Source organism: Curtobacterium sp. MCBD17_040, assembly GCF_003234805.2.
Classification (GTDB): domain Bacteria; phylum Actinomycetota; class Actinomycetes; order Actinomycetales; family Microbacteriaceae; genus Curtobacterium.
The window spans coordinates 402,535-421,116 of record NZ_CP126273.1 but is presented as its reverse complement, the minus strand read 5'-3'; the positions used below and the strand labels follow the sequence as shown (position 1 = coordinate 421,116).

Sequence of the window (18,582 nt, the reverse complement as noted above, 5' to 3'; positions counted from 1 at the left end):
CGAGTGCGATTTCGCGGAGAGGGGGCTGCCTGGCCGACCGGCGGCCGGGGCGGCACTCAGCGGTCGATGAGCAGGGTGGAGGCCCGGGGCGACAACGTCGTGTCGAGCACCAGACACGCCGCTCCCACGGCGGTGACGTCCTCGTCGATCTCGCTCTGCTCGACCACGACGGGGTGCTTCGCCACGAGGACCGGCGACGACGCGATCGCCTGCGCGGCCGCGGGCAGGGCCTCCACGGCGATGCGCGACCAGAAGGGTCCGCCGAACACGACGCGGTCCACGTCGAGCAGGTTGACGATGACCACGACCGCACGGCCCATCGCGGTGCCGGCCGCCGCGGCGATCGCCCGCGCGATCGGGTCGCCCTCCGCGACCAGGGCCGACAGCTCGGAGAACGCGGCGTCGACCGCGGCCACGTCGGTGGGGCCGTCCCCGGTCGCCCAGGGCGCGCCGATGTCCAGTCCGGCCGCGGCGCCGAAGCGGACCAGGCGCTCGGGCGTCACGGTGTCGCCGACCTCGGCCCGGCCCTCCCCCGACCGGGTGGCCCGGGTCGTCACCGGCGCGGTGCCGACCCCCCGGCTGCCGCGGTCCGGTGTCCGGCGCGGGCCCGGCCCCTCGGGCAGCTCGGCCAGCAGGCCCTGGTCGATCATGATGTGGCCGGCGTCGCCGGCGTTCCCGCCCGCTCCGCGGAGCGGCTCGTGGTCGATCACGAGCCCGACGCCGAACCCGGTGCCGTAGTACACGAAGGCGAAGTTCCGGGCCGACGCCTCGTCGGTCAGCCACATCTCGCCGACGGCGGCGGCCGTCACGTCCTTCTCGAGCAGGACCGGGAGGCCCGTGGCCGCGGCGAGCGCGTCGCGCACCGGGACGTCCCGCCACCGGGGCAGGAACGGCGGGTCGAGGACGACGCCCCGTTCCGGGTCGATCGGTCCGGGCGAGGCCACCCCGACGCCGAGCACCGCCGCGCGGTCGACGCCTGCGTCGGTGACGAGTCGCTCGACCGCGTCGGCCATCGTCGACACGACGTCGTCCGGGTTCGCCGCGGAGGGCGTCGGGACGCTCGCCCCGGCGACGACCGCCCCCCTGAGGTCGAGGAGCACGCTCGTGACGACCGCCGGGTCGACGTGGACACCGACGGCGTACCGACTGGTGGGATCGAGTCGGAGGATCGTGCGGGGTTTGCCGCGGCCCGCGACCACGGTGCCCGACTCGACGACCATGCCCGCGTCGATGAGGTGCCGGGTGACGTTGGACACGGTCTGGGGGCTGAGCCCCGTGCGGTCGGCGAGCTCGACGCGACTCAGCCCGTCGGTGCTCCGGCGGATCGCGTCGAGGACCACGGTGCGGTTGAACCCGCCGATGGCCGGGAGGTTGGCACCGCGTCGATGCTCGGCCATCGCTCCTCCGTTCGTCCGGGGCCGACCCTATCGCCCGACCCGCCACGCCCGGGCGTCCTGGTTCTCCGGAAGCTCGTGGCAGCCCCTCTGGTCCGCTCGCAGGAGCACCGCTACCCTGACCGGCATGACGGACCTCCGCCTCGAGCCCCTCTCCGCCGCGACGATCGTCGCGGCGAACTCGCTCACGCTCAAGCCAGGGCAGGAGCAGTACGTCCAGCCGGTGTCGCACTCCATCGCCGAGGCCTACGTCCGACCGACGACGGCCTGGCCGCGCGTGGTGCTCGACGGCGACGAGGTCGTCGGGTTCATCATGGGGAACTTCGACGCCGAGAACAGCCAGGAGGAGCTCCGCAGCTGCATCTGGCGGCTCAACGTCGCCGCTTCGGCCCAGGGCCGCGGAGTCGGCCGGTTCGCCGTGCACGGCCTGGCAGAGGAAGCCCGCTCGCGCGGGTTCGACCGGCTGACCGTCATGTTCGAGCCCGGCGACGACGGCCCCGAGCCGTTCTTCCGCGCGATCGGGTTCCAGGTCATCGGCGAGACGCAGTACGGGGAGCACTTCGCCGCCCTGACACTCTGAACCCGGTGGTGGACGAGCCCGGAGACCCCGGCACGGACTTCGGCGCCGCGGTGGCCGATGTGGTCCGCGGCATCCCGCCCGGCCGGGTGATGACGTACGGCGACGTCGCGGCGGTGCTCGGCTCTCGGGCGTCGCGGCAGGTCGGCCGGGTCATGGCGCACGAGGGCCACGGTCTGCCGTGGTGGCGCGTCGTCCGCGCCGGGGGTCTGCCGCCCGTCGAGCACGAGGCCCGCGCCCTCGAGCACTGGCGCACCGAGGGGACCCCGCTCCGGCCGGGCACCCCGACCTGGAGGGTCGACATGCGTCGGGCGCGTTGGTCGCCCTCCTGAACCGCTCGCGGGGGACACACCCTGACCGGAGTCGGCCTGCACCGCGCGTACCGTCCCGGGGGGCCGGGCGTTCCCGTCGTCCGGCGACGAACAGGAGGAGCACCATGCGAGCAGTCGTCTACAACGGACCGCGCGACGTCAGCGTCCAGGACGTCCCCGACGCCCGGATCGAGAAGCCGACCGACATCCTCATCCGGGTGACCGCCACGAACATCTGCGGGTCGGACCTGCACATGTACGACGGCCGGACGGACATCGAGCCGGGCAGCGTCTTCGGACACGAGAACCTCGGCGAGGTGATCGAGGTCGGCTCCGGGGTCGAGAAGGTCTCGGTCGGCGAGCGCGTCGTCCTCCCCTTCAACATCGCCTGCGGCTTCTGCAAGAACTGCGAGCGCGGCTGGTCGAGCTTCTGCCTGACGACGCAGCCGAACCCGGAGACGGCCGGTGCGGCGTACGGCTACGCGGACATGGGTCCGTACCGCGGCGGGCAGGCGGAGCTCCTCCGCGTGCCGTTCGGTGACTACAACGCACTCCGTCTCGGCGAGGACTCGGTCGAGAAGGAGAACGACTACGCGATGCTGTCGGACATCTTCCCCACCGGATGGCACGGCACCGAGCTCGCGGGGGTGAAGCCGGGCGACTCGGTCGTCGTGTACGGCGCCGGCCCGGTCGGGTTGATGGCGGCACTGTCGGCCACGATCAAGGGTGCCGCGAAGGTCATGGTCGTCGACCGGCAGCCGGACCGCCTGCGTCTGGTGGAGTCGATCGGTGCGATCCCGATCAACGACGCCGAGGTCGACCCCGTCCAGGCGGTCCTCGACCAGACCATGGGGCTCGGGGCGGACGCCGGTGTGGAGGCCGTCGGGTACCAGGCACACGACCCCGAGGGCAACGAGCAGCCGAACCTCGTGCTGAACCGCCTCATCGCGTCCGTGCGGTTCACGGGCGGCATCGGCGTCGTCGGTGTCTACCTGCCGCAGGACCCGGGCGCCTCGGACGAGCTCGCCAAGAACGGGCAGATCGCGCTCGACTACGGCACGTTCTTCTTCAAGGGCCAGCACATGGGCACCGGGCAGGCGCCGGTCAAGCGGTACAACCGGCAGCTCCGCGACCTCATCGCCGCGGGCAAGGCGGAACCGTCCTTCATCGTGAGCCACGACCTGCCGCTCGACCAGGCACCGGACGCGTACCGGCACTTCGACGCCCGCGACGAGGGCTGGACGAAGGTCGTGCTGCACCCCGCCTCGGCCTGACCGGTCGCCGGGCCGCGGCCGTCAGGCGGTCGCGCGCCCGGCCTCCAGGTCGTAGCGGTCGCCCCGCGGGGCGGTCGGCAGGGCGAGCAGCACGAGCAGCACGAGGTTGACGACCGGGACGAGGTCGAGCAGCAGCCACCACCCGCTGCGTCCCGTGTCGTGCAGGCGTCGGACCCCGAGCGCGATCGTCGGCAGGAGCGTGGCGAGGCCCCAGACCGCGCTGACGGCCACGACGACGACGATCGCGATGACGGGCCCGTCCGGGACGCCGCTCGTGGTCGTGCCCGAGGGCAGCGTGGCCACGGTGACCCCGAAGACGATCCCGGCCACGATGCCGAACACGAGACCCACCAGCGCCGCGACGAGCAGCCACCACCAGCACTCGCTGCGGCTCGCGCGGCCCCGCAGCACCACGTAGCCGCGCCAGAACCGGCGGACGGCGACGGGCAGCGGGGCGCCGTACCAGGGCACGCCGATCGGGAGGGCCGCAGCGGGGCCTCCCGTCCGGTCCGGTCGGGTCGTGGTCGGTCGGGCACCGTCGCTCATGGGGACCATCCTGCCCTGTCCCGGGACGCCCCCGCGCCGCCCCCGGAGTCGCCGAGATCGCAGAACACGCCGCTCAGGTGAGGACATGAGCGGCGTGTTCTGCGATCTCGGCGGGAGGACCGGGCCGGGGCCCGGCCGGACCGGACCGGCCGGACCGGGCCGGCCGGACCGGGCCGGCCGGACCGGGGCCGGCGGGTCAGACCAAGCTGTCCCGCCAGGCCGCGTGGAGCTGGGCGAACCGGCCGGTACCCGCGATGAGGTCGTCCGGCGTGCCGTCCTCGACGATCTGCCCGTGTTCCATGACGAGCACCCGGTGGGCGATCGCGACCGTCGACAACCGGTGCGCGATGATCACGGCGGTGCGGTCGGCGAGCAGGGTCTCGAGACCCTCCTGCACGAGCCGCTCGCTCGGGATGTCGAGCGACGCCGTGGCCTCGTCGAGGATGAGCACGCGCGGGTCCGCCAGGAACGCCCGGGCGAACGACAGCAGCTGCCGCTGGCCCGCCGACACCCGGCCACCGCGCTTGTTGACGTCGGTGTCGTACCCGTCGGGCAACGCCTCGATGAACGTGTGGGCGCCGACGGCCTTCGCCGCCCGCTCGATCTCGGCGCGTGACGCCCCCGGCTTGCCGAGCGCGATGTTGTCCGCGACGGACCCCGAGAACAGGTACGCCTCTTGCGTGACCATGACGATCGCGCGCCGCATGTCCCGCGGGTCGAGATCGCGCAGGTCGATGCCGTCGAGCCGCACGGAGCCCTGTGATGGGTCGTAGAACCGCGCCATGAGCTTCGCGAGCGTCGACTTGCCCGCGCCCGTCGACCCCACGAGCGCGATCGTCTGACCGGCCGGGATGTGCAGGTCGAACTCGGGGAGCACGACCGTCTCGGCGTTGTACGCGAACACGACGTCGTCGAAGTCGACGCGGCCCTTCGCCTGGGCGAGGTGCTGCGGCCGGACCGGGTCCGGCACGCTCGGCTCCTCCTCGAGCACGCCCGAGATCTTCTCCATCGCAGCGGACGCCGACTGGTACCCGTTGTAGAACATCGCGAGCTGTTCGGCCGGGTCGAAGAACCGCCGGGCGTACAGGGCGACGGCGAGCAGGGCGCCGATCTCGAGCGAGCCACCGACGACGCGGAACGCGCCGATGATGACGACCGCCGCGAGCGTCGCGTTGCCGATGAGCACGAGGCCCGGGTCGAACGTCCCGAACAGGTTGAACACCTTGGCGTTCGCGGCGCGGTAGTCCTCGACGTACCCGGCGTACTCGTCGCGGTTGCGGGACTCCTTGCGGAACGCCTGCACCGCCCGGATGCCCGTCATGGTCTCGACGAAGTGCACGATCACCCGGGCGCTCGTGACACGCGTCGCCCGGAACAGCTGCTGCGAGCGCTTCTGGAACCACCGGGTCAGGAACCACAGCGGCACGAGGGCGATCGCGAGCACGAGGCCGGACGTCGGGTCGAGCGACACGAGCGCGATGGCCGTGAACACCATGTAGAGCACGCCCTGGATGAGCTGGTTCAGCCCGGAGTCCAGGAGTTCGCGGATCGAGTCGAGGTCGCTCGTCTGGCGCGAGATGATCCGCCCCGACGTGTAGGTCTCGTGGAACTCGAGGCTCAGACGCTGGGTGTGCAGGAACACGCGCTTGCGCAGGTCGAGCAGGATCTTCTGGCTGATCTTCGCCGCGAGCACGGTGTACCAGGCGGTGAGCAGCGCGCCCGCGACGGCGACGGCGACGTAGCCGGCCACCACGAGGTACGCGGGGAGCCAGTCCTGTCGGTGGAGCACCGACGGCAGCGCGCTGTCGATGCCGTACGCGATGAGGGTCGGACCGGCCACCTGCGCGCCGGTCGACACCACCACGACGATCGCGATCGTCCACAGGTCGCGCCGGAGCGGTCCGAGCAGCGAGCGCATGAGCGCGAGCGACCGACGCCGGAGCCGTCGGCTCTCGGCCTTCGTGAAGTGCTCCCGCTCCTCGCCGCGCACACCGCGCACCGTGATGGAGGCGGTGACCGGCTGCCCGTCGTCGGCCGCGGTGACGGCGGCGGCCGGGCCTCCCGGCTGTGCGGTGTCCGTGGCGGGCTGGGCCCGCTCCTCGAACTCGGTCTGGTACTCGTCCTCGGGCTCGCCGGGGGCGTCCGGCCTGGCCGACGTCCGCTGGGGGTCGCTCATGCCAGTGCCTCCTCTCGCGCGGTCGCGTCGTCCTCGTCGAGCGAGGAGATGACGTAGCGGTAGTGGTCGTTCGTGGCCATCAGGTCGTGGTGCGTCCCGACGGCGGTGATGCGCCCGTCCTGCATGAGCGCAACCCGGTCGGCCAACGTCACGGTGGAGGGGCGGTGCGCGACGATGAGCGAGGTCGTCTCGGCGAGGACGCGTCGGAGTCCCGCCTCGACCCGGGCCTCGGTGTCGACGTCGAGCGCCGACAACGGGTCGTCGAGCACGAGCACGCTCGGTCGGGCGGCGATCGCCCGGGCCAGTGCGAGCCGCTGCCGTTGCCCGCCGGACAGGCTCAGGCCCTCCTCGCCGACGCGGGTGTCGACGCCGTCCGGGAGCCGGTCGACGAACTCCGCCTGCGCGACGTCGAGCGCCTCGCGGAGCAGGGCCTCGGCCTCGTCCCCCGAGACGTCCGGGCGGCCGAGGAGCACGTTGTCCCGCACCGAGGCGCTGAAGAGCGTGGCGTCCTCGAACGCGACGCCGACCCGGTGCCGCAGTTCCTCGCGCGTGAGCTCGCGGACGTCGACACCGTCGATCGTGATCGAGCCGCCGGTGACGTCGTACAGACGCGGCACCAGGGCGAGCAACGTCGTCTTGCCCGACCCGGTGAGCCCGACGAGCGCCATCGTCTCGCCCGGCTGCAGGACGAGGTCCACCCCGTCGACGAGGTCCGGCGTGCCCGCGGGCGCGTCCTGGTAGTGGAAGTGCACGTCGGTGAACGTCAACGCACCACGGGGGTCGGCGATCGTGCGCGGGTGCTCCGGGTCCTGGATCGTGTTCTCGGAGTCCATGACCTCGAAGAACCGGTCGACCGCGGTCCGGGTGTCGAACGTCATCGACAGCAGGAAGCCGATGGACTCGATCGGGAACCGGAGGACCGCCGCTGCCGAGAAGAACGCGAACAGCTCCCCGACCGTCAGGTGGCCCTGCGACGCCAGCCAGATCCCGGCGAGCAGGCACAGTGCGAACGCGACGTCGGGCACGAGCAGGAGCCACAGCCAGATGCCGGCGATGGCCCGGGCCTTCTCGATCTCGGTGCCCCGGAGCTGCTCGGCCTGTTCGCTGAACTCGTCGAGCTTGTACCGGCCGCGGCCGAACGCCTTGAGCACGCGGATGCCGTGCACCGACTGCTCCACACTCGTCGCGAGGTCACCGACCTGGTCCTGGCTGCGCCGGGCGACGACCGAGTACTTGCGCTCGAAGACGAGGCCGTTGATCCAGATCGGGATCGACGCGACCATGAAGATGAGCGCGAGCAGCCAGCTCCACGTGAACAGCACGCCGAAGCCGACGATGATCGTGACGATGTTGACGACGAGCAGCACGATGCCGAACGCCAACCAGCGTCGGATCAGGCTGAGGTCCGACACCGACCGCGACAGCAGCTGACCCGACTGCCACCGGTCGTGGAACGCGACCGGCAGGTCCTGGAGCTTGGCGTAGAGGGCGTTCCGCATGCGCGACTCGACGTACGTGCCCGGCCGGAGGACCAGGCGACGGCGCGCGGCGATCATGAGGGCCTCGAGCACCCCGAGGCCGAGCACCGCCAGGCCCGCGGGGACGATCTGGCCACGGTCGCCGGACTTCAGCGGCCCGTCGACCAGGGCCTGCAGGACGAACGGGATCGCGAGCGCGACGAGCGACGCGACCATCGCGGCGACCATGCCGAGCACGATGCGCCCGATCGCGGGCTGGACGTAGGGGTAGATCCGCGCGATGGCGCGGAAGGTGGACGGACGCGCTGCTGCAGCGGGCGTTCTCGACATGGGGAGACCTCATCGTCGAACCGGTCGGGACCGGAGTGCGGATTGATGCGACCTCCGACCCGTCGGGCGGGCCGGGAGGCGGGACCTCCGCCCGACGTCATGGTGACGATGGGCGTGGCCGGGTGGGGCGGGCGGGGGCGGACGCCGAGGCGTCACGCGCCGCGAGCGGCGGACCGGTGGCCCGTCGGCGGCGTGCTGGTCCCCGCGGGGGCGACTAGCGGAACGTCGGTCCCTCGACGGACGGGGCGACGACTCCGAAGGCGTCCAGGCCGGCGGGAGCCAGGGTGCTGGTCATCGCGTTCATCGTCACTCCAGTCGTCGTCATCGTCACGCCGACCACCGGGCCGCGCTGGTTGGGCGTGTCGAGGCCGGTCGGAGCCTCACAGACTATTCGCAGGCAGTCGCACGATGCAATGCGGTGCGGCGTGTCGCCCCGGGGTGGCGCGCCGGGCCTCAGTGGAAGAAGTGGCGTTCGCCCGTGAAGTACATCGTCACGCCGGCCGCGTTCGCCGCAGCGATCACCTCGGCGTCGCGCACGGACCCGCCGGGCTGGACCACCGCCCGGACACCCGCGTCGATGAGGACCTGCAGCCCGTCGGCGAACGGGAAGAAGGCGTCGGAGGCGGCCACCGACCCCGCGGCGCGGTCGCCCGCCCGGGTCACGGCGAGGTGGCACGAGTCGACCCGGTTCACCTGGCCCATGCCGACGCCGACGCTCGCCCCGGCGTTCGCCAGGAGGATCGCGTTCGACTTGACGGCCCGGCAGGCCTTCCACGCGAACACGAGGTCCGCGAGGGTGACGTCGTCCGCGGCGTCCCCGGACACGAGGTCCCACGTCGCCTGGTCGAACGTCGTGAACCGGTCGGCGTCCTGCACGAGGAACCCGCCCGAGATCTGCTTGACCTCGCGGGGCGCCAGGGCGAAGTCGGCCGGCAGGGTGAGCAGCCGGATGTTCTTCTTGGCGGACAGGATCTCGACGGCCTCGGGGTCGAACGCGGGTGCGATCACGACCTCGGTGAAGATGTCCGCCACGGCTTCGGCCATGCCGCGCGACACGGGGCGGTTCGCCGCGATGACCCCGCCGAACGCGGACAGGGGATCGCACGCGTGGGCACGGGCGTGGGCGTCGGCGATCGGGTCGGCCGCGTCGGGTGCCGCGACCGCGATGCCGCAGGGGTTCGCGTGCTTGATGATCGCGACCGCCGGCTCCGTGAAGTCGTACGCGGCACGGAGCGCTGCGTCGGCGTCGACGTAGTTGTTGTACGACATCTCCTTGCCGTGCAGCTGGGTCGCCTGCGCGATGCCGTGGCCGTCGGCGGCGGTGTAGAGCGCGGCGGCCTGGTGCGCGTTCTCGCCGTAGCGGAGACCCGCCGCGAGCGAGCCCTCGAGCTGGATCGTCGGTGCGAAGCCGCTGGCGCCGGACCCGTCCGCTGATCCGTTCCCCGGGCCTCCCGGCTGCGCGACGTCGCCATGGACCGTCGGGCCGCCCGCGACGTGCTCGGTGAAGTACGCGGCCACGGCGGTGTCGTACGCCGCGGTGTGGGCGAAGGCCGCGGTGGCGAGCCGACGGCGGAGGGCGAGGTCCGTGCCTCCCGACCGGACCGCGGCGATGACCTCGGCGTACGACGACGGCGAGACCACGACGGCCACGTTGGCGTGGTTCTTCGCGGATGCACGCACCATCGCGGGGCCGCCGATGTCGACGTTCTCGACGACCGTCGCCGTGTCCGCACCCGACGCCACGGTCTCGACGAAGGGGTAGAGGTTCACGACGACGAGCTCGAACGGCGCGATCCCGAGGTCGGCGAGCTGCTGCTCGTGCGACTCGAGCCGCAGATCGGCGAGCAGACCCGCGTGCACGGCCGGGTGCAGGGTCTTCACGCGGCCGTCGAGGGACTCGGGGAACCCGGTGATCGCGGCGACCTCGGTGACGCCGATGCCCGAGTCGGCGATGGCCTTCGCCGTCGACCCCGTGGACACGATCTCGACCCCGGCTGCGTCGAGGGCCGCGGCGAGGTCGAGGAGGCCGGACTTGTCGCTCACCGAGATGAGCGCGCGGCGGACGGCGACGCGGTCGCGCTCGCGGTAGAGGCTGGGATCGGCGGCGTGGACGCTCATGCGCGGGCGAGTTCCTTCAGGTCGACGGTTCCGTTGGCGATGTCGAGGACGGTCTGGATGAGCAGCCGTCGCTCCACGTGCTTGATGCGGTCGTGCAGCGTGGACTCGGAGTCGTCCGGCTCCACGGGGATCCGCTCCTGGACGATGATCGGGCCGCTGTCGACGCCGTCGTCGACGAGGATGACGCTCGCGCCCGTCTCCCGCACGCCCGCGACGAGGGCGTCCCGCACGGCGTGCGCGCCGGGGAACTCGGGCAGGTGGGCGGGGTGGGTGTTGACGATCGCGGGGCTGAACTCGGCGACGACGTCGTGCGGGAGCAGCCGCATGAACCCCGAGAGCACGAGCAGGTCGGGCGTCCACGGGCGGATCTGCTCGGCCAGGGCGGCACCCCACTCCTGCCGGGTCGCGAACGCCGTGAAGGGGACCGTGAAGGTCGGGATGCCGTACTCCTCGCCGAGGTCGAGCCCCTCGGCGTCACGATCCGCACCGATCGCGACGACCCGTGCGGGGTACTCGGCGTCCCGTGCGGCGTCGAGCAGCGCGCGGAGGTTCGATCCGGCACCGGAGATCAGCACCACCAGTTCGAGCACGGTCGCCAGCCTACCGGGTGTCGTTCAGCGGGCGGCGTCGCCGCGGGTGTCGTTCAGCGGGCGGCGTCGCCGCGGCTGTCGTTCAGCGGCCGGCGTCGCCCTTGGGCCGACGCCACCACGGGAGCTCGTGCTCGGGGATCTCGTCGACGACGTCGGTGTCCCACTGGTCCGCCTCGCCGCCGACCGCTTCGGGGGACGTCGACTCGGCGCCGTCGGACCCTCTGGTCTCAGCGTGCCGGGACGGCCGGGCCGCCCATCCGAGCGGGAGCTGGGGCAGCGCGGCCTCGCGTTCCCGCTCGCGCTCGCGCTCGAGCTCGCGGACGACCTCCGGGTCCCCGTCGGACACCGGCTCGGTCGGCTGCTCGGGGTGCGCGATCGTCGCACCACTGCGTCCCGTCACGCGGAACCGGGAGTGGCCACCGGTGCGGCCGCCCACCGTCGTCGTGTCCGCCGCCCCGGCCCGGTCGAGCGCGCCGAGGAACCCGCCGTCGTCGTCCTCGGTGATGGTGTCCACGGGGAGCGGGGCGGCCGCCTCCGCATCGTCGTCGCGCCAGCGTTCACGGCGGGGCAGCCAGGAGTCGCGCTCCGGCCACCGCACCAGGTCGCTGCCGACCGCGAGCGCGAGGACCGCCGGCACACCGGCCTCGAGCGCGGCGAGTGCCCCGACGGCGACGGGGGACGGCCCGACGGTGACGAGTCGTCCGGGGCCGAGGGAACCGGCGGTCAGCCACGCGGCGAGTCCCGTCGCCAGCCCCGCCACCACGCCGATGCCGACGCCGGCGATGGCGCGGCGTCCGGCCGTGTTCCCCTCCGCGAGGGCGCGGACGAGCCGCGGGCGGAGCAGCGCGGCGACGAGGAACGCCCCGACGGCGGGCACCAGCACGGACAGCAGGCCGAACGCGTGTCCTCCGGTGGGAAGCGCGCCGAGGACGGGGATGCCCGGGATCGGACCGAGGGTCGTGCCGATCGGCGAGACGTCCGACCCGGTGCCGATCGCGAACCCGGGGCCGACGATCCACGCCATCGCCCAGCCGACGAGGTCGGGCAGGAACGCGAGTTCACCGACCGTGATCGCGAGACCGCCGACGAGTCCCGCGTGCGACTGTTCGTAGAGCGTGATGACCTGGGCGTACGACCCGAGCACGAGCAGGGCGACGAGCAGGGCCGCCGCGGTCACGAGCACCGCCACGACGCCGAGACCGCCGCGCAGCGCCACGTCGGTCACGGAGCGCCACGGGCCCGGGATCCGGTCGACGGCGTCGAGCACCGCGGCGGTCGCGGGGTCGGGATCGGCGCCCCGGCGGCGTCGGGCGACCTCGGCCGCCACGAGCAGCGGCACGGCGTACCAGAGGGTCGGCAGCAGGACCGACTGCCAGATCGAGGGACGAGCCGCGACGCTGACGGTCGACAGCGCGACGGCGAGCGCCAACGCGGCGACGACGACGATGCCGGCGATGCTGCCGGTCACGCGGTGTTCGGTCTCGGCGAGGCGTCGACCGGCGCGTGCGCCGAGCCACGCGGTGATCACCGCGAACCCGAGCGCCGCGATCGTCAGGACGATGGGCGCGTCGGCGCCGCTGAGGCCGGTCGCCTTGGCGGTGGCGGCGTCGAGCACGAAGGTGACGTCGACGCCGTGGCCGATCAGCCAGACACTGCCCGCCGCCCGCCAGAACGCGAGCCACGGGACCTGCAGGCCGTACTCGATGCCCCAGAGGAGCGTCAGCGGCACGAGGGCGATCCCGACGCCGACGGCGACCGTCACGACGGCCTCGACGGCGGCGAAGAGAGCGGTGCCCGGGCGGTTCATCGCGGACGAGGATACGGGAGGGCCCGCCGCACACCGGGTCGGCGCGCGGCGGGCCGGGCGACACTCAGCCGAGTGCGGCGACTGCCTCCCGCAGCAGGGCCGCGGTCTCGCTCGGGGTCTTGCCGACGCGGACCCCGGCGGCCTCGAGCGCCGCCTTCTTCGCCTCGGCCGTGCCGGCCGAGCCGGACACGATCGCCCCGGCGTGCCCCATGGTCTTGCCCTCCGGCGCCGTGAACCCGGCGACGTAGCCCACCACCGGCTTCGTGACGTTGGCCTTGATGAAGTCGGCCGCGCGTTCCTCGGCGTCGCCGCCGATCTCGCCGATCATGACGATCGCGGTCGTCTCGGGGTCGGCCTCGAACGCGGCGAGCGCGTCGATGTGCGTCGTGCCGATGACCGGGTCGCCGCCGATGCCGATCGCGGTGGAGAACCCCAGGTCCCGGAGCTCGTACATCATCTGGTAGGTCAGCGTGCCCGACTTCGACACGAGGCCGATCGGCCCCTTGCCCGTGATGTTCGCGGGGGTGATGCCGACGAGGGACTCGCCCGGCGTGATGATGCCGGGGCAGTTCGGCCCGATGATCCGGGTCTTCCCGCCGAGTGCCTTCGCGTGTGCCCAGAACTCCGCCGCGTCCTGCACCGGGATGCCCTCGGTGATGACGACGACGAGGGGGATCTCGGCGTCGATGGCCTCCATCACGGCGTCCTTCGCGAAGGCCGGCGGGACGAACACGATCGACGTGTCCGCTCCGGTCTCCTGGATGGCCTCGGTCACCGAGCCGAACACGGGCAGGGTGACGTCGCCGTGTGTGACCGTCGTGCCGGCCTTGCGCGCGTTCACGCCGCCGACGACCTTCGTCCCGGCCTTGAGCATGAGCGCGGTGTGCTTCGTGCCCTCGCCGCCGGTGATGCCCTGGACGATGACCTTCGAGTCCTTGTCGAGGAAGATGGACATGGTGCTGGTCCCTTCTAGGCCGCGGCCGCGGCGAGTTCGGCGGCCTTCTCGGCCGCGTCGTCCATGGTCGCCACGACGGTGACGAGCGGGTGTGCCGCCTCGGCGAGGATGCGCCGGCCCTCGTCCACGTTGTTGCCGTCGAGCCGCACGACGATCGGCTTCGTGGCCGCGTCGCCGAGGATCCCGAGCGCGGCGACGATGCCGTTCGCGACGGCGTCGCACGCGGTGATCCCGCCGAAGACGTTGACGAAGACGCTCTTCACCTGCGGGTCCCCGAGGATCACGTCGAGGCCGTTGGCCATGACCTCCGCCGAGGCGCCGCCGCCGATGTCGAGGAAGTTCGCGGGCTTGACGCCGCCGTGGCGCTCCCCCGCGTACGCGACGACGTCGAGCGTCGACATGACGAGCCCGGCTCCGTTGCCGATGACGCCGACCTCGCCGTCGAGCTTGACGTAGTTGAGGCCGTGCGCCCCGGCCTTCGCCTCGAGCGGGTCGGCCGAGGCGCTGTCCTCGAGCGCGGCGTGGTCCTCGTGCCGGAAACCCGCGTTGTCGTCGAGCGACACCTTGCCGTCCAGCGCGAGGATCTGGCCGTCCTCGGTACGGACGAGCGGGTTGACCTCGACGAGCGTGGCGTCCTCGCCCTGGAACACGCCGTAGAGCGCGACGAACACGGGCACGACCGCGGGGATCAGGTCCTCGGGGAACCCGGCCTGGCGTGCGATCTGCTCGGCCTCGGCGTCGTTGATCCCGGTGAGCGGGTTGACCTCGACGCGGGCGAGTGCCTCGGGCTTCTCGACCGCGAGCTGCTCGATCTCCATGCCGCCCTCGACGCTGACGAGCGACAGGTACGAGCGGTTGGCGCGGTCGAGCAGCACGGAGAAGTAGAACTCCTCGGCGATCTGCGCGCCCTGCGCCACCATCACGCGGTGCACGGTGTGGCCCTTGATGTCGAGCCCGAGGATGGCCTGCGCGGCCTCGTACGCCTCGTCGGGGGTCTTCGCGACCTTGACCCCACCGGCCTTCCCACGCCCGCCGACCTTGACCTGCGCCTTCACCACGACGACCCCGCCGATGCGCTCGGCCGCCGCGCGGGCCTCGTCGGGGGTGTCGGCGATGATGCCCTGCAGGACGGGGACGCCGGAGGACTCGAAGAGGTCCCTGGCTTGGTACTCGAAAAGATCCACGCTGTTCTTCCTCACCGCGATGTGCGTCTTCGGGCAGCGCCGTCGTCGTGCGTCGGCGCTGGTCGGACGGTCGCACTCGACGTCGAGGTCGCTCGATGTCGAGACAACGGCCGCGGCCAGCCTAGCGCTCCGGGCCGGTCGTACCCCGGCCGCCGGGTCGCCTCCGAGCGGCGCTCCGGCAGGGTGTCGTGCATGAGCGACGACATCCGCGACCGTGCCGAGGCGACCGCCCGCGAGGTCTTCGGTTGGGAGGCCCTGCACGCCGGCCAGGCCGAGGCGATCGAGGCGGTGGTCGGCGGACGTGACACCCTCGCCGTGATGCCGACCGGCTACGGCAAGTCCGGCATCTACCAGGTGGCGGGGCTCCTCATCGACGGCCCGACCGTCGTCGTCTCCCCGCTCATCGCGCTGCAGGACGACCAGGTGGCGGGGCTCGAGGCGCGAGAGCAGACCGGCGGACCCCGTGCGGTCGCCGTCAACTCGACCCGGTCCGCGGGCGAGGTCGAACAGGCATGGGCCGACCTGGCGAGCGGAGACGCCGAGTACGTGTTCCTCGCGCCCGAGCAGCTCGCGAAGGACGAGGTCGTCGAACGCCTGCTCGACCTCGGCGTGCGCCTGTTCGTCGTCGACGAGGCCCACTGCGTGTCGAGCTGGGGGCACGACTTCCGCCCCGACTACCTCGTCCTCGGCGAGGTCGTCGAGCGGCTCGGTCACCCGACGGTCCTCGCCATGACCGCGACCGGCTCGGGTCCGGTCCGGTCCGAGATCGTCGAGCGGCTCGCCATGCGGGACCCGCTCGAGCTGAGCCGCGGGTTCGACCGGCCGAACCTCCGGCTCGAGGTCGTGCGTCACAGCGACGACGACGGCAAGCGGGCCGCCGTCGTCGAGCAGGTGGCGGCCCTCCCGGTCCCCGGTCTGCTGTACGTGGCGACCCGCAAGGAGACCGAGTGGTACGCGGACGAGCTGGCGGACCGCGGGCGGAACGTCCGCGCGTACCACGCCGGACTCAAGGCGTCCGAGCGGCAGGAGGTGCACGAGGCGTTCCTCGCCGGCACCCTCGACGTCGTCGTCGCGACGAACGCGTTCGGCATGGGCATCGACAAGCCGGACGTGCGCTTCGTCGTGCACGCCGACGTGCCCGAGTCCGTCGACGCGTACTACCAGGAGATCGGCCGGGCCGGACGCGACGGCGATCCGGCGACCACGACCCTCCACTACCGGGCCGAGGACCTCGGGCTGCGGCGGTTCTTCGCGTCCGGCACGCCCGCCAAGGCGAAGCTCCGGACGGTGTTCGACGCCGTGCCCGACGACGGCGCGATCCGTCGTCCCGAGCTCGCCGAGGCGGCGGAGGTGCCCACGCGGTCCCTCGGCCGCTACGCGAACGCCCTCGTCGAGGGCGGGGCGCTCGAGGAGACCGAGGACGGCCTCGTCCGCACCGACGACGACGCCGCGCGGGACGCGGACGCCGCCGCCGACGCCGCGGTCGCCCGCGCCGAGGACCGTGAGCGGATCGAGGAGTCGCGCATCGCGATGATGCGGCAGTACGCCGAGACCCTCGGTTGCCGACGCCAGTTCCTGCTCGGCTACTTCGGCGACGAGCTGCCCCAGCCCTGCGGCAACTGCGACACGTGCGCCTCCGGCTCGGCGTACGCGCAGGACGCCCACGTGGCGGACGGCTCGAACGACGCCGCGTACCCGCCGGACTCCGAGGTCGAGCACGACGAGTGGGGTCACGGGACCGTCATGAGCACCGAGGAGGACCGGATCACCGTGTTCTTCGAGTCGGTGGGGTACCGCGTGCTGTCGATCGACGCGGTGCGCGAGCGGGGCCTCCTGCGGACCGTCTGACGGCCGTCGTCACCCGCTGCCGGCGGCCCGGCGCGGGTCGGGGAAGGCGCGGCCGCTCGACCACCCGTCGGCGGCCGCGCTCCACTCCCCCGAGCCAGAGCAGCCTGGCCCCCGCGGGCGTCGCGCAGGTGACCGCCCGGTGAACACCGCGTGGCGGATCGCGGTCCGATGCGTCGCCACGGCGTTGCCTGTGCGGCACCTCCGGATGCCGGGGCCGGGAGGCCCGGTGCGGGTACCCAGGAACCGTCACCCGACGCGGTGGCCCAGCGGCGCACCCGCGCCGACCCGACGACAGGAGTCACCATGAGCAAGGACGTCAACACGAAGGCCCAGCAGCACCTCGGCGAACTGCTCCAGCAGCGTGCGTTCGACCGGTTCGGCGAGGTGTGGGCCGAGGACGTCGTCGACCACGGCCCGGCTCCGGGCGCCGCTCCGGGGCTGGCGGGCATCGTCGCCTTCTGGCAGGAGTTCACGACCGCGTTCCCGGACGTCGCCCTGCAGCCCGAGACGCTCGTCGCCGACGACGACTCCGTCTCGGTCGTGTTCACGATCACCGGCACGCACAGCGGCGAGTTCCAGGGCCACGCGCCCACCGGCCGGACCTTCCGCGTCCGGGGACTGCAGACCGCGCGGTTCGAGGACGGCAAGATCGTCGAGCGCTGGGGCGCGACCGACGAGAAGGGCCTCGCCGAGCAGCTGCACCTGACCGGCGGCGAGACGCACTTCGTCACGGCCTGACCCCGACCGCCCCGCTCCGGACGCCCGGCGCGGAGCGCCGCCGGCCACCGTCCGGAGGCACACCCCGGCCGGACCGAGTACGAACGAACGAGGACGGCACCACGGCCGTCCCCACCACCAGCACCACGGGAGGACCCCATGAGCGACCCCGCCATCGGACCGGACGACGACGCCACCGAGCTCCGCGAGCAGACGACGACCGACGACCAGGTCGCGTTCGACGAGGACCCGGACGCGATCCAGGAGTCCATCGAGACCGTCACGAACGACGCCGTCGCCGGCGAGACCGTTGATCCGGAACCGGGCGACGGCACGGCGAACGGACCGACCGGCGGTGCCCCGCGCGAGGGCGAACCGATCCTCTGGGAGAACGACGGCGAGGACGAGCCCGAGTCCCAGGGCGTCGACTTCGGCAACGACGAGTACCGGTCGCTCTGACGACCGTCTCCCCGGCCGTCCGCCGGTTCGCGGCGGACGGCTCGCTCGTCATGGCGGGCGGCCGCGCGATCCTGCTGCAGATCGCGGACCCGGTCGTCGCGGCCGGTGTCGCCCGGCACAGTGACTTCGCGCACCGACCGCAGCAGCGGCTCGTGCACACGCTGCAGTACGTCTACGCGGTCGTGCTCGGCTCGCCCGCCGACGCCCGCGCCGCAGCAGCGTTCGTCGAGCACGCCCACCGACCCGTGCAGGGCGCCGACGACCCGGACCACCAGCTCTGGGTCGCCGCGACCCTGTACGAGTCGGCGCTCCGCATGCACGAGGTGCTCCGCGGTCCGGTCGACCCGGCGCTGGCCGCAGCCGTGCTCACCGCGTACGAGCCGCTCGGCGGCGCGCTCCGAGTCCCCGCGGACCGGTGGCCGTCGACGCCCGCGGCCTTCGACGCGTACTGGCGCCGGGCCTCCGCGGCGCTCCGGGTGACCGACGAGGCACGCGGGGTGGTCCGGGACCTGCTCCACCCGCGCTTCGCGCCCGTCTGGATCCGCGCGCTCATGCCCGTCGCGCGGATCGTCACCGTCGGGATGCTGCCGCCCGACCTGCGGACGGCGTACGGGTTCGCATGGGGAGGCGCGGAGCAACGCCGGTACGACCGCACCGTCGCCGTGCTGCGCCGGGTCGTGGCGGCGGTCCCGGGACCGGTGCGGCGCCTCCCGGTCCGGATGCTGCTGCGGTCGCTCCGACGGGCGGCCGCGCGCCGCACCACCGTCGTCGGCCGCTGAGCGTCAGGCGCTGAGCCTCGGCCGCTGAGCGCCAGGCGC

The 18,582-nt window shown here is 72.9% G+C and carries 16 protein-coding genes; 7 read left to right on the top strand and 9 right to left on the bottom strand.

The window, feature by feature from the left end:
- Nucleotides 1-56: 56 nt before the first annotated feature.
- Nucleotides 57-1,397, bottom strand: a complete 1,341-nt coding sequence (locus tag DEI94_RS02005; RefSeq protein ID WP_111009739.1) for an ROK family transcriptional regulator — start codon at nt 1,395-1,397, stop codon at nt 57-59.
- A 124-nt stretch (nt 1,398-1,521) separates the two neighbouring features.
- Between DEI94_RS02005 and DEI94_RS02000 the strand changes: the two genes are divergently transcribed.
- From DEI94_RS02000 to DEI94_RS01990, 3 genes are all read left to right on the top strand, one after another.
- Nucleotides 1,522-1,974, top strand: coding sequence for a GNAT family N-acetyltransferase (locus tag DEI94_RS02000; protein WP_111009740.1), 453 nt, complete (start codon nt 1,522-1,524; stop codon nt 1,972-1,974).
- Between the two features lie 8 nt (nt 1,975-1,982).
- The gene (locus DEI94_RS01995) at nt 1,983-2,303 is read left to right on the top strand and encodes an MGMT family protein (RefSeq protein ID WP_181434597.1); all 321 of its coding nucleotides are present in this window, start codon (nt 1,983-1,985) and stop codon (nt 2,301-2,303) included.
- 104 nt (nt 2,304-2,407) lie between these two features.
- Complete coding sequence (locus DEI94_RS01990; RefSeq protein WP_111009741.1) at nt 2,408-3,556, top strand: glutathione-independent formaldehyde dehydrogenase; 1,149 nt, start codon at nt 2,408-2,410, stop codon at nt 3,554-3,556.
- Between the two features lie 21 nt (nt 3,557-3,577).
- On the opposite strand, the gene DEI94_RS01985 is transcribed toward DEI94_RS01990, so the two are convergent.
- The 8 genes from DEI94_RS01985 to sucC form a co-directional block, all read right to left on the bottom strand.
- Complete coding sequence (locus DEI94_RS01985; protein ID WP_111009742.1) at nt 3,578-4,102, bottom strand: DUF805 domain-containing protein; 525 nt, start codon at nt 4,100-4,102, stop codon at nt 3,578-3,580.
- 196 nt (nt 4,103-4,298) lie between these two features.
- Nucleotides 4,299-6,107 carry an ABC transporter ATP-binding protein gene (locus tag DEI94_RS01980; protein WP_111027000.1) on the bottom strand — a complete coding sequence of 603 codons (1,809 nt, stop codon included), beginning with the start codon at nt 6,105-6,107 and terminating at the stop codon, nt 4,299-4,301.
- Nucleotides 6,108-6,274: 167 nt separating this feature from the next.
- On the bottom strand, nt 6,275-8,086 hold the full coding sequence (locus tag DEI94_RS01975) for an ABC transporter ATP-binding protein (protein ID WP_111026964.1): 1,812 nt from the start codon (nt 8,084-8,086) through the stop codon (nt 6,275-6,277).
- Between the two features lie 453 nt (nt 8,087-8,539).
- Nucleotides 8,540-10,204, bottom strand: coding sequence for a bifunctional phosphoribosylaminoimidazolecarboxamide formyltransferase/IMP cyclohydrolase (purH, locus tag DEI94_RS01970; RefSeq protein ID WP_111026965.1), 1,665 nt, complete (start codon nt 10,202-10,204; stop codon nt 8,540-8,542).
- Entirely contained in the window at nt 10,201-10,794 is a 594-nt protein-coding gene (gene purN, locus DEI94_RS01965) for a phosphoribosylglycinamide formyltransferase (RefSeq protein ID WP_111009746.1), read from the bottom strand. The genes purH and purN overlap by 4 nt, the downstream gene beginning before the upstream one ends.
- An 82-nt stretch (nt 10,795-10,876) precedes the next feature.
- Entirely contained in the window at nt 10,877-12,601 is a 1,725-nt protein-coding gene (locus DEI94_RS01960; protein ID WP_111026966.1) for a cell division protein PerM, read from the bottom strand.
- Between the two features lie 64 nt (nt 12,602-12,665).
- Nucleotides 12,666-13,556: a succinate--CoA ligase subunit alpha gene (gene sucD / locus DEI94_RS01955; RefSeq protein ID WP_111009748.1), complete on the bottom strand. Its 891-nt coding sequence runs from the start codon at nt 13,554-13,556 to the stop codon at nt 12,666-12,668.
- Between the two features lie 14 nt (nt 13,557-13,570).
- A complete protein-coding gene (gene sucC / locus DEI94_RS01950) occupies nt 13,571-14,740 on the bottom strand; it encodes an ADP-forming succinate--CoA ligase subunit beta (protein ID WP_111009749.1) in 1,170 nt (389 codons plus the stop codon).
- A gap of 192 nt (nt 14,741-14,932) precedes the next feature.
- Between sucC and DEI94_RS01945 the strand changes: the two genes are divergently transcribed.
- The 4 genes from DEI94_RS01945 (at nt 14,933) to DEI94_RS01930 (ending at nt 18,543) form a co-directional block, all read left to right on the top strand.
- Nucleotides 14,933-16,588: a RecQ family ATP-dependent DNA helicase gene (locus tag DEI94_RS01945; protein ID WP_111009750.1), complete on the top strand. Its 1,656-nt coding sequence runs from the start codon at nt 14,933-14,935 to the stop codon at nt 16,586-16,588.
- A 303-nt stretch (nt 16,589-16,891) separates the two neighbouring features.
- Nucleotides 16,892-17,326, top strand: coding sequence for an ester cyclase (locus DEI94_RS01940; protein WP_111026967.1), 435 nt, complete (start codon nt 16,892-16,894; stop codon nt 17,324-17,326).
- A gap of 138 nt (nt 17,327-17,464) precedes the next feature.
- Nucleotides 17,465-17,764, top strand: a complete 300-nt coding sequence (locus DEI94_RS01935) for a hypothetical protein (protein ID WP_111009752.1) — start codon at nt 17,465-17,467, stop codon at nt 17,762-17,764.
- Nucleotides 17,689-18,543 carry an oxygenase MpaB family protein gene (locus tag DEI94_RS01930; protein WP_349775212.1) on the top strand — a complete coding sequence of 285 codons (855 nt, stop codon included), beginning with the start codon at nt 17,689-17,691 and terminating at the stop codon, nt 18,541-18,543. Before DEI94_RS01935 ends, DEI94_RS01930 begins: the two co-directional genes overlap by 76 nt.
- The last annotated feature ends 39 nt before the right edge of the window (nt 18,544-18,582 follow it).

Bases quoted from the DNA above. Each gene is read 5' to 3' on its own strand.
- DEI94_RS01975 (WP_111026964.1), bottom strand. From the start codon at position 8,086: ATGTCGAGAACGCCCGCTGCAGCAGCGCGTCCGTCCACCTTCCGCGCC.
- DEI94_RS01990 (WP_111009741.1), top strand. From the start codon at position 2,408: ATGCGAGCAGTCGTCTACAACGGACCGCGCGACGTCAGCGTCCAGGAC.
- DEI94_RS02000 (WP_111009740.1), top strand. From the start codon at position 1,522: ATGACGGACCTCCGCCTCGAGCCCCTCTCCGCCGCGACGATCGTCGCG.
- sucD (WP_111009748.1), bottom strand. From the start codon at position 13,556: ATGTCCATCTTCCTCGACAAGGACTCGAAGGTCATCGTCCAGGGCATC.
- DEI94_RS01985 (WP_111009742.1), bottom strand. From the start codon at position 4,102: ATGAGCGACGGTGCCCGACCGACCACGACCCGACCGGACCGGACGGGA.
- DEI94_RS02005 (WP_111009739.1), bottom strand. From the start codon at position 1,397: ATGGCCGAGCATCGACGCGGTGCCAACCTCCCGGCCATCGGCGGGTTC.
- DEI94_RS01960 (WP_111026966.1), bottom strand. From the start codon at position 12,601: ATGAACCGCCCGGGCACCGCTCTCTTCGCCGCCGTCGAGGCCGTCGTG.
- DEI94_RS01935 (WP_111009752.1), top strand. From the start codon at position 17,465: ATGAGCGACCCCGCCATCGGACCGGACGACGACGCCACCGAGCTCCGC.
- purH (WP_111026965.1), bottom strand. From the start codon at position 10,204: ATGAGCGTCCACGCCGCCGATCCCAGCCTCTACCGCGAGCGCGACCGC.
- DEI94_RS01940 (WP_111026967.1), top strand. From the start codon at position 16,892: ATGAGCAAGGACGTCAACACGAAGGCCCAGCAGCACCTCGGCGAACTG.
- DEI94_RS01945 (WP_111009750.1), top strand. From the start codon at position 14,933: ATGAGCGACGACATCCGCGACCGTGCCGAGGCGACCGCCCGCGAGGTC.